This window comes from Actinokineospora sp., from assembly GCF_050699995.1.
Classification (GTDB): Bacteria; Actinomycetota; Actinomycetes; order Mycobacteriales; family Pseudonocardiaceae; genus Actinokineospora.
Genome location: NZ_JBOHGC010000051.1, coordinates 1 through 9,359 on the forward strand (window position 1 = coordinate 1; position 9,359 = coordinate 9,359).

At 70.3% G+C, this 9,359-nt stretch carries 13 protein-coding genes and 2 pseudogenes; 4 read left to right on the forward strand and 11 right to left on the reverse strand.

Annotation, left to right across the window (positions count from 1 at the left end):
* Positions 1–6 precede the first annotated feature (6 nt).
* From ACRDSQ_RS03250 to ACRDSQ_RS03260, 3 genes are read right to left on the reverse strand one after another with little or no spacing between them, the layout of a single operon-like run.
* Entirely contained in the window at positions 7–1,002 is a 996-nt protein-coding gene (locus tag ACRDSQ_RS03250; protein ID WP_431418640.1) for an NAD-dependent epimerase/dehydratase family protein, read from the reverse strand.
* Positions 999–2,495: a leucyl aminopeptidase family protein gene (locus ACRDSQ_RS03255; RefSeq protein ID WP_431418620.1), complete on the reverse strand. Its 1,497-nt coding sequence runs from the start codon at positions 2,493–2,495 to the stop codon at positions 999–1,001. Before ACRDSQ_RS03255 ends, ACRDSQ_RS03250 begins: the two co-directional genes overlap by 4 nt.
* A 50-nt stretch (positions 2,496–2,545) precedes the next feature.
* Positions 2,546–2,713 carry a DUF3117 domain-containing protein gene (locus ACRDSQ_RS03260; RefSeq protein WP_431418622.1) on the reverse strand — a complete coding sequence of 56 codons (168 nt, stop codon included), beginning with the start codon at positions 2,711–2,713 and terminating at the stop codon, positions 2,546–2,548.
* A 181-nt stretch (positions 2,714–2,894) separates the two neighbouring features.
* Between ACRDSQ_RS03260 and ACRDSQ_RS03265 the strand changes: the two genes are divergently transcribed.
* Positions 2,895–3,689 carry a PaaX family transcriptional regulator gene (locus ACRDSQ_RS03265; RefSeq protein ID WP_431418625.1) on the forward strand — a complete coding sequence of 265 codons (795 nt, stop codon included), beginning with the start codon at positions 2,895–2,897 and terminating at the stop codon, positions 3,687–3,689.
* A 20-nt stretch (positions 3,690–3,709) separates the two neighbouring features.
* The gene (locus tag ACRDSQ_RS03270; RefSeq protein WP_431418627.1) at positions 3,710–4,498 is read left to right on the forward strand and encodes an enoyl-CoA hydratase-related protein; all 789 of its coding nucleotides are present in this window, start codon (positions 3,710–3,712) and stop codon (positions 4,496–4,498) included.
* A 120-nt stretch (positions 4,499–4,618) separates the two neighbouring features.
* On the opposite strand, the gene ACRDSQ_RS03275 is transcribed toward ACRDSQ_RS03270, so the two are convergent.
* The 7 genes and pseudogenes from ACRDSQ_RS03275 to ACRDSQ_RS03305 all read right to left on the reverse strand — a co-directional run bounded on the left by ACRDSQ_RS03275 (position 4,619) and on the right by ACRDSQ_RS03305 (position 7,279).
* A complete protein-coding gene (locus ACRDSQ_RS03275) occupies positions 4,619–4,807 on the reverse strand; it encodes a zinc ribbon domain-containing protein (protein ID WP_431418629.1) in 189 nt (62 codons plus the stop codon).
* Between the two features lie 155 nt (positions 4,808–4,962).
* Positions 4,963–5,121 (reverse strand): annotated as a pseudogene (locus ACRDSQ_RS03280) (RNA-guided endonuclease TnpB family protein); the annotation flags it as partial.
* 68 nt (positions 5,122–5,189) lie between these two features.
* Positions 5,190–5,699: pseudogene (locus tag ACRDSQ_RS03285) on the reverse strand (RNA-guided endonuclease InsQ/TnpB family protein); the annotation flags it as partial.
* A gap of 66 nt (positions 5,700–5,765) precedes the next feature.
* Positions 5,766–6,323 (reverse strand): DNA-3-methyladenine glycosylase I, encoded by a 558-nt coding sequence (locus ACRDSQ_RS03290; protein WP_431418632.1) that lies wholly within the window; start codon positions 6,321–6,323, stop codon positions 5,766–5,768.
* Positions 6,320–6,751 carry an SRPBCC family protein gene (locus tag ACRDSQ_RS03295; protein WP_431418642.1) on the reverse strand — a complete coding sequence of 144 codons (432 nt, stop codon included), beginning with the start codon at positions 6,749–6,751 and terminating at the stop codon, positions 6,320–6,322. The genes ACRDSQ_RS03290 and ACRDSQ_RS03295 overlap by 4 nt, the downstream gene beginning before the upstream one ends.
* The gene (locus tag ACRDSQ_RS03300) at positions 6,751–7,059 is read right to left on the reverse strand and encodes a DivIVA domain-containing protein (RefSeq protein ID WP_431418634.1); all 309 of its coding nucleotides are present in this window, start codon (positions 7,057–7,059) and stop codon (positions 6,751–6,753) included. Before ACRDSQ_RS03300 ends, ACRDSQ_RS03295 begins: the two co-directional genes overlap by 1 nt.
* A gap of 49 nt (positions 7,060–7,108) precedes the next feature.
* Positions 7,109–7,279, reverse strand: a complete 171-nt coding sequence (locus ACRDSQ_RS03305; protein WP_431418635.1) for a hypothetical protein — start codon at positions 7,277–7,279, stop codon at positions 7,109–7,111.
* A 65-nt stretch (positions 7,280–7,344) separates the two neighbouring features.
* Between ACRDSQ_RS03305 and ACRDSQ_RS03310 the strand changes: the two genes are divergently transcribed.
* Entirely contained in the window at positions 7,345–7,824 is a 480-nt protein-coding gene (locus tag ACRDSQ_RS03310) for an N-acetyltransferase family protein (protein WP_431418636.1), read from the forward strand.
* Position 7,825: 1 nt separating this feature from the next.
* Here ACRDSQ_RS03310 and ACRDSQ_RS03315 read toward each other — a convergent pair whose 3' ends face one another.
* Positions 7,826–8,680: an NBR1-Ig-like domain-containing protein gene (locus ACRDSQ_RS03315; protein ID WP_431418637.1), complete on the reverse strand. Its 855-nt coding sequence runs from the start codon at positions 8,678–8,680 to the stop codon at positions 7,826–7,828.
* A gap of 152 nt (positions 8,681–8,832) precedes the next feature.
* On the opposite strand from ACRDSQ_RS03315, the gene ACRDSQ_RS03320 reads away from it, so the two are divergent.
* The coding region (locus ACRDSQ_RS03320) for a hypothetical protein (RefSeq protein WP_431418638.1) at positions 8,833–9,359 on the forward strand (527 nt) is incomplete at its 3' end.

Sequence of the window (9,359 nt, forward strand, 5' to 3'; positions counted from 1 at the left end):
CCCCGGTCACCGGTCCGGTCCCTGGTCGGGTCCGTGTGGCGCGGCGAAGTCCTTCCACACCGTGGCCAACCCGTCCACCAGGGACACCGAGGGTCGGTAGCCCAGCTGCTCGGCGGCGCGGCCGACGTCGACGATGACGGCCGGCATCTCGCCGGGCTTCGCGGCGACGTGCTCGGCGGGCAACGCGCACCCGGTCACGGTGCGCACCACGTCGATCAGCTCCAGGACGGTCACCGACTCGCCCGCCCCGATGATGGCCGTGCCGGTGAAGCGCCGCTGCCATGCGGCGACGACCGCGCCCACCACATCGTCGACGTGCACCAGGTCTCGCCGCTGCAGGCCGTCGCCATAGACCTGCACGCCCCCGCCCGCCAGCGCGGCACGCATCATCCGCGGGACAAAGCTGTCTTTGTGGCCCATACCAGGCCCGTAGATGTTGGTGAAGCGCAGCGCGCAGGTGGCCATGCCGTAGGCGCCGGCGTAACCGGACAGCAGCATCTCGCAGGCCGCCTTGGTCGCGCCGTAGGGCGTGAGCGGGCGCAGTGGCACCGTCTCGTCCACTCGGGCGTGCCCCACGTCGCCGACCACTGCGTTGGTCGACGCCATGACGAAGCGGCCGACGCCGCGGCTGCGGCAGCCCTCCAGCAGGCCCTGGGTGACCGCGACATTGGCGTCGAAGGTCCGCGCCGGGTCCTCCATCGACCGCAGCACGGACGTGATCGCGGCCAGGTGCACCACGCCTGCCACGTCGCCGCCGTCCAGTGCGTCGTCGGCCACCCGCGCGTCGGTGAACTCACCGACGACGCTGCGCACGGCGCGGTCCGGGTGGGGTGTGCGGTCGACCACCGTGACTTCGTGGCCACGGGCGGCGAACGCGGCGACCACGGCCCGGCCCACGAACCCCGAGCCGCCGGTGACCACCACCCTGCCGTCGGGGTCCGGGCCGTCGGGAGCGGGCAGCGGTTCGGATACGGGCGAATCGCTCATCGCGGCGGAGCCTATCCGGTGAACGACAGGGCGAGCTGAACGAGGGTGCGCGTGGCGAAACCGGTGCCACCCGGGTTGACCTCGTCGTAGGCCTGCTCGGCGCGGGCAGGCCCTGCGATGTCCAGGTGCGCCCACGGCAGCCCGCCGGTGAATTCCCGCAGGAACAGCGCCGCGACGATTCCGCCCGGGCCTGGTGGGGCCTGCCGCAGGTCGGCGATCTCCGAGCGCACGTCGGGCATCAGGTCGCAGACCAGCGGCATCGGCCACCACGCCTCGCCGGTCTCCTCCCCGGCTGTCTGGATCCGCTCCGCCAGCGCCTGGTCGGAGGCGAACAGCCCCCCGGTGCGCAACCCGAGCGCGACCTTCATCGCCCCAGTGAGAGTGGCGACGTCGACGAGCACGGTGGGGTGCAGCGCACGCACCGCGTGGGCCAGCGCGTCGGCGAGTACCAGCCGGCCCTCGGCGTCGGTGTTGGTGATCTCGCTGGTGGTGCCGCCCACGTGGCGCACCACGTCACCGGGGCGGTACGCCGCGCCGGACACGTGGTTCTCCGCGCACGGCACCAGCCCGGTGACCCGCACCGGCAGGCCGAGCGTGCCGATCGCGACCATCGCCGCGATGACGGCGCCGCCGCCGGCCATGTCCGTGCGCATGAGGTGCATGCCGTCGGCGGGCTTGATCGAGATGCCGCCGGTGTCGAAGGTGATGCCCTTGCCGACCAGCACGATGTGCGGGCCGGTCGCGCCCTTCGGGTTCCAGGACAGCTCCAGCAGCCGCGGCGGCCGCTCGGAGCCGCCGCCGACGGCCAGGACGCCGCCGAAGCCGTTGGCCGCGAGCCAGCGCTCGTCGCGGATCTCCGCGCCGAGGCCCGCGACCTTGCCCGCCGCCTTGGCCGCGGTCTTGGCCAGCCACGCCGGGTCCTTGACGTTGGACGGCGCGTTGGCGAGGTCACGGGCGAACGAGGTCGCCGCGGCCAAGACGGCGGACCGTCTGGCCGCGGCGTCGATCGCGGCGCGGCGCTCGCCGTCGGGGACCACCAGCCGCAGGCCGCGCACGCGCGGCTTGGGCTCCTCGGCGGTCACCTTGAACTTGTAGCCACCCAGCACGACGCCGCGGACGAACTCCGCGACCTCGTCGGTTCCCGCGTCCTCGGGCAGTTCGACCTGCAGGCCGCGGTCGGCGGCCGACGTCGCACCGTCCAATGTGGCCTCGGCCGCCCGGACCAGGGCAGCGCCCGCCGAACGCCACTGCGCCGACTCGCCGTCCCCCAGGCCGAGCACCCAGCGCACCCCGGAGTCGACCGGACCGGCTTGGGCCTCCCCCACCGCCCCGGTGAACGCCACCAGGTCGGCCCACGCCTCGGGCAGCCTGTCCCCGCCGGGGCCGAATCGCGGCGGACCGTCCGCCGACGTGCGGCTGAGCACTACGAGCGGCACCCCCTTGCGGGGGCTCGCGGTCACCTCCACGTCGGGCAGCGTCGTCGGCAAGGTCGGCACCGGCGTGGACAAGCATTCCTCCGTGCAGTGGGTAGGGCTCAGGGTTGGTGAATCAGGACAGATCAGCCCGCGGCGACCTTGAGCGCGTCGCCCAGGTCGCTGGCCTCCTCGGGCGTCATCTCGACCACGAGGCGTCCACCGCCCTCCAGTGGGACGCGCATCACGATGCCCCGACCCTCCTTAGTCACCTCGAGGGGACCGTCTCCGGTCCGGGGATTCATGGCCGCCATAGCGTGCTCCCTCCGTCATAGCTCGCCCACCCGACCAAATGAATCGGCCGAGTCGGTGACATTCTCCCCTATCCGGTCTCACCGGTGAAATCGAACCGATCATCGCGTGTCGGGTGACCGGCCACGATGGCCTGCAAGCCAGGTGGCGCACCGCCCCGGCGGACTGACAGACTCCGTCGTCGTGCGCGCACGTTCGGCCCTATTCGACGTCTACGGCGGTTACCTGCGGAGGCGCGGGGGCGCCGCGGCCATCGCCGCCCTGGTCCGGCTCCTCGAGCCGCTGGACTTCGGCGCGCCCGCGATCCGGACCGCCGTGTCCCGCATGGTGCGACAGGGCTGGCTGGTCCCGGTCCGGCTGCCCGAGGGCCCCGGCTACGCCCTGACCCCGCGCGCGGAACGCAGGCTCGACGAGGCCGCTGCCCGCATCTACCGCACCGGCCCATCCACTTGGGACGGACGCTGGCACGTCGTCGTGCTGGAGGAACTGCCCGGCCGGGTCGCGCGGGAGCGGCTCGCGTCGTCGCTGCGGCTACTCGGCTACGGCCCGCTGGGCCCGGCGACCTGGGTGGCGCCGCGGCCGTCGCCGGAACTGGCCGACGTGCTGGCCGACGTGCCCGCGCGGGTCTTCCACGGCCCTCACGACGGCGCCGACGCCGAGTTGGCCGCCACCGCGTGGGACCTTGACGAACTGGGCGCGGACTACACGGGGTTCGTCGCGATGTGGGAGCCGGTGATGGCCGCGGTCGACGGCTCGGCGCCCGCGGAGGCGTTCGCCGCGTCACAGCGGCTGCTGCACTCGTGGCGCAAGTTCCTCTTCCGCGACCCGGGACTGCCCGCCGACCTGCTGCCGGAGGACTGGCCGGGCCGCGCGGCGGCGGAGTTCTTCGACCGGCACACCGCCCGTCTTGCTCCCGCTGTGACAAAGTTCCTCGACGACTGCCTGACCCGAGGTGGTAAGCAGAGGTCCACCGCTTAATCCGCAGGAAGGTAGGGGCTGTGTCGAAGCCGTTGTTGATCGAGGACCAGGCCGGTGTTCGGACGCTCACCCTGAACCGCCCGGACGCGTTCAACTCGCTGACCGTCGAACTCAAGGAAGACCTGCTCGCCGCCCTGGAGGACGCCGCGGCCGACGACTCGGTGCGCGCGGTCGTCCTGACCGGCGCGGGCAAGGCGTTCTGCGCGGGCCAGGACCTCAAGGAGCACATGGCGCTGTTGGCCGCCGGGGACCCGGCGCCGCTGTCGACTGTGGACAAGCACTACAACCCGATCGTCTCGGCGATCACCGGGCTGCCCAAGCCGATCATCGCCGCGGTCAACGGCATGGCCGCGGGCGCGGGCGCGTCCTTCGCCTACGCCTGCGACCTGCGGATCACCGCATCGACTGCGAAGTTCCTGATGGCTTTCGCCAACGTCGGCCTGACCGCCGACTCGGGCGCGGCGTGGACGCTGCCCAGGCTGATCGGCTACGGCCGGGCCATGGAGATGATGCTGCTCGCCAAGCCGGTCGACGCCGAGGAGGCGCTGCGGATCGGCATGGTCACCCAGGTCGTGGCGCCCGAGGACGTGCTGAGCACCGCGCAGGCCCTCGCCGAGACCATGGCCGCCGGTCCGACGACGGCTTACGCGAAGATCAAGGAAGCGATGCTCGCGTCGGCAGGCGGGCCGCTGGCCGAGGGGCTCGCCGTCGAGGGCCGCACCCAGGCCGAGGCGGGCGCGACCAGCGACCACAAGGAAGCCGTCGATGCCTTCGTGGCCAAGCGCAAGCCGAACTTCACCGGGAATTGACATCCTCTCCGCCCGGTTGGGCGGAGACTCCTACCGCGCCCGGCGGCGCGGGGTACACGCTCGTCGGGTCGCCTCGGCGGGTTGCTGCTTCACGGCGCTGCGCCTGGACGAGTCCTGGTCTTACCTGCGCTCCACAGCCATTAGCCTCTCCCAGCGTCCCTGGGCGAGCACGTTGATTGCGGCGTTCACGTCTCGGTCGTGGCGTGCGCCGCATTCAGCGCACGTCCATTCCCGGGTTGAGAGCGGTTTGGGTCCATCCTTAACCCCACAAGATGAACACACCTGCGAGGTCGGAGTGAACCGGTCCATCTTGCAGAAGTACCGCCCGTGCCTGGCAGCCTTGATTCGAGCATCTTGACGAACGAGGTCAGCCCGGCGTCGTGGATCGACTTGGCCACTCGAGTCCGGGCGAGTCCTTTCACGCACAGGTCCTCCACGTAGACCGCTTGGCTATCGCGGATCAACTTGGTGGAGAGCTTATGGTGAAAATCCCGACGGCAGTCAGCCACCCGGACATGTTGTTTGGCGATCTTCCGTACATTCTTGGCGCGGTTAATACTGCCCTGCTGCTTCCGTGCCAGGGCCTTCTGGAGCTTGGCGAGCTTCCTCTCTTCTCGACGCAGGAACTTCGGTCATTCAATGTCGCAAAATGCACAAGCCCCAGGTCGATCCCGATTTCGGCGTGCTCGGCATCCGGGAATCGCTCAAGGTCGGCCTCCGAATCGGTCTCGATCGCAAAGCTCGCGAAATACCGGCCCGAGGCGTCCAGGACAACCGTCACCGAACTCGGTTCGGTTGGCGAATCACGCGACCAGCGCACGGCAACCTCGCCTATCTTCGGCAAAGCAAGTCGTCTGCCCGAAGTAATCCTCCAGCGGGCGTTGGCAGTGAACCTGATCGTGTGCCGGTTGTCCTTGCGCGACTTGAACCGCGGCTCGGCCATCCGTTGTCCCAGGCGCTTCCCGGAGCGGGATTCGAACAGGTTCTTGTACGCGATGTCCAGATCACGCAGCGCCTGCTGAAGTACCACAGCCGAGACCTCGCCCAGCCATGATCGCTCTGGCGTCCGCTTCGCCTCGGTGATCAGTAGCTTGGACAGATCCCCGGCCTTCGGATACGGCAGACCGGCGGCATGGGCGTCGTTCCGCGCACGAAGCCCGTCGTTGAACACGACACGCGCGCACCCGAACGCCTTGGCCAGGTTCCTGACTTGACCAGCGGTCGGATCGAGACGGAAGTTGTAAGTACCTGCACGGACGCGATCCCGTCACGATGCGCTGGTAGCGCGCCAGCAGGTCTCGATGTGGTCGTCGACCATGCCCGTGGCCTGCATCAACGCGTAGCAGGTGGTCGGGCCGACGAACGCGAAGCCGCGCCGCTTGAGGTCCTTCGCCATCGCCTTCGACTCCGCCGTGACGGCGGGGACGTCGGCGAGGGTGGCTGGTCTCGGGCGGTCGGCGGTCGGGGCGAAGGACCACAGCAGGTCGTCGAGCGGGGGGTCGAGGTCGAGGATCGCGCGGGCGTTGCGGATGGTGGCGTCGATCTTCATCCGGTTGCGCACGATCGACGCGTCGGCCATCAGCCGCTCGACGTCCGCCTCGGTGAACGCGGCGACCTTCTCCGGGACGAAGCCCTCGAACGCGGCGCGGAAGCCCTCGCGCTTGCGCAGGATGGTGATCCACGAGAGACCGGACTGGAAGGCCTCCAGGCTGATCCGCTCGAAGAGCTCGTCGCGGCCGCGCAGGGGGACGCCCCATTCGGTGTCGTGGTATTCGGCATAGTCGGGGGTGCTGTCGCCCCAGGGACAGCGGACGCGGTCGGTCATCGTGACTCCGCGAATCGCGCGAAGCGGCGCAGCGAGTAGCGGATGCCCGCGCGGAACGCGGGTCCGACGACCTTCCAGCCGAGGCCGATCACCGGCCCGGCTTCGAGGCGCTCGTGCCAGACGAACGTCGACTCGGCGCCGCGCGGGCGGACCTCGAACAGCCCGGTCCCGCGGACGACCTTGCCCGTGTGCAGGACCGCGCAGCGGGTGGGCGGGTCCCAGGCGGTGATGTCCATGGTGTCAGTGAACCCGAGGGGGCCGACACCGGTGAACGCCGAGAGCCGTGAGCCCGCGCTCCTGCCGTCGCCCGCGGTCACGTCGACGCGGGTGCCGAGCATCCACTCGCCCTGACGGGCCCAGTCGGTGATCGCCGCCCAGGCGGCCTCGGCCGGTGCGGCGACGTCGACCTCCTCGGTGACCGCGATGATCACGCGTCGCTGTCCGCCTGCCGTTGGGCTTCGAGTTCGGCCACCCGGGCCCGCAGGTCGTCGAGTTCGTCGCCGACACGGCGCAGGACCCAGTCGACCTCGGTCATCTTGTAGCCGCGCAGCACCAGCTGGAAGCGCACGGCCCGCAGGTCGTCGCCGGTGACGCCGTCAGCGGGCAGGCGGGTCGGCGAGGCGCCGGGCGGCAGGGCGGGCAGTTCCTCGCCGCGGCCGAAGACGACGGAGACGAGCAGGAACACCACCGCCGCGACGAGCATCATCACGACGAGGTAGAGGAGCGCGGTGGTCACCCCGCGATCGTGTCACGACGTCGGTGGACACACCACCGGCGCAGGACACTTAGGTCACGGGTTCGAGGACGGTCGCGATGGTCGAGATGAACTCGCGCCAGGCGGCGCGCTTGGCGGCGAGGGCGTCGAGCCCGTAGCCGTGCGGGCGCCTGCCGTCGAGCGTGGCGAGCAGGACAGCGTCGGGGTGACCACGCAACGCGTCCGTCCTGATCGCGACCATACGGGCGGGGGCAAGGCCGGGAAATCGTGTTGCGGGCCGCCCGCGGCGTCGGAAACGCTGCACGAATGCGCGAGATCGAGGTACGACAGGCCACGGCCGACGACTGGACCGACCTCCGGGCCATCCGAGTCGCCGCGCTCGCCGACAGTCCTTCGGCTTTCGGCGCGACCCTTGAGCGCGAACTCGCCTACGACGAGGAGCGGTGGCGCTCCTGGCCCGAGAGCTGCGGGGTCTTCCTCGGCAGGCTCGACGGCGAGCCGGTCGCGATCGCGGGTGGGACACCGGATTCCGATGACGTGGAACTGATCTCCGTCTGGGCGCGTCCAAACCTGCGTGGCACCGGGGCGGGCGAGGTCGTGGTGCGGGCGGTGATCGACTGGGCGCGTGGGCGGCGGGCCGGGCGGGTCACCGCGTGGGCGGTGGAGGGCAACGATCGGGCGTTGCGTTTCTACCGCAGGCTCGGGTTTGTCCCGACGGGTCGCGACGACGCGCACCCGCACGATCCGGCTTTGCGGGAGCTGGAGGTCGCGCTCCCGTTGGCGTAGGTCACGGGGCGGCGGGGTTCGCGGTCGTCGGCGCCATGTGCGCGGGCTGCGGGCCGGACAGTTTCGTGACGACGTTGACGATGAAGAAGATCGGCCGCGAACCCGGCAGCGTCACCTGGTTCTCCGCGTCGACCATCTTGTAGTCGACCTTGCAGATCCCGGGCTCCGACCCGGCGATCACGATCGCGGTGATCTTGACCCGGTCGCCTGGCGGTGTGGTGCCGATCGGCACGCGCTCCGGGGCCTGACAGCCGCCGACGGAGTTCTCCCGGCGCATGTGCCGGCCCTGCCACAGCACCGTTCCGCCGTTCTCGATCTCCCAGATCTTGGTGAAGGTCTCGTTGACCACGACCTCCGCGCCGTCGGGCACGGTCACGTCGGTGATGAACCGGCTGAAGTCCCCGGAATACAGCGGATCGTATGGCGTCTTGCCGAAGTGGTAGACCGCGAATCCCGCGACGAGCGCCGCGACGACGATCCCGGCGGCGATCGCGATTTTCCCGCGCGTCCACCAAGTCCGTTTGACCGTGACCTCATTCACCACTCGCGTGACTTCCTCGCGCAGTGGCACAATGGCTTCGTCAGGCGATAACTCGGTTTTCACCGTGACCCATTTGGTCCGCCATTCCCGTTCGTCGCCCCCGCATACCCGGACGAACTCGCGAGTCGTCTCCCACGACGGGAATCGGCTGCCGCCCGCGGCCTCGTGCAGCGTCGTGTGCGAGATCACCCCCGACGATCCGGCCATCTTGCGGAACGACGGGGTCCCCACCGCCTCCCGCAGATCTCTTAGCTCCGAGGCGAAACCCGCGATCAGATACCGGCGAGTATCCCTGTCAGCAGCTTGTTCAGGCACGATCACCGACCCCCTGTCAGATCTGTTGTAAGGGCTTGTCAGAGCGCGTAAGCGGCTACCGGACAACCCCCGCGGCAGCCCATCGTAGGGCCATGCCCCGGCGCCGCCCCGAACGGCCCGGGCTGATCCGAATCACACGAGGGAGACACAGGGTGAAGACCATCAACGTGGTGGCGGCGGCCATCGCGGCGGCGAGCGTGCTGACGCTCAGCGCCTGCGGGTCGTCCGACGACGGCTTGGCGGCCGCGCCGGAGACAACCGAAATCATCACGAGCGGCGCGGTAATGGCCGAGAACGCTCCGGGGAACGCGGCCACCGACGACGCGGAGGAAGCGGCGCTCGACGGCGACGAAATCAATTCCGCGATCGGGCCGAAGTCATTCCCGGCCAAGGTCGCCATCAACGGCCGCAAGAAGATCGGCCAGGACGCGAACGCGCCGGGCCACAAATACGACGCCTATAAGGCGGGCCAGATGGTCCCGATCAAGTGCCAGGCGAAGCACGGCAGCGAGGTCTGGGACTACACGACCGACGGCTGGTGGGTGCCGGACAAGTACGTCAAGACCGGCACCGACGGCTTCGCGCCGGGTGTGGCGCGCTGCGCGGGGAGCGGTGGCGGCGGCGGCGGCAACGACGGCGGGGGTGGCGGTTCGGCCGCGGCGGACCCGCGGGCCAAGGA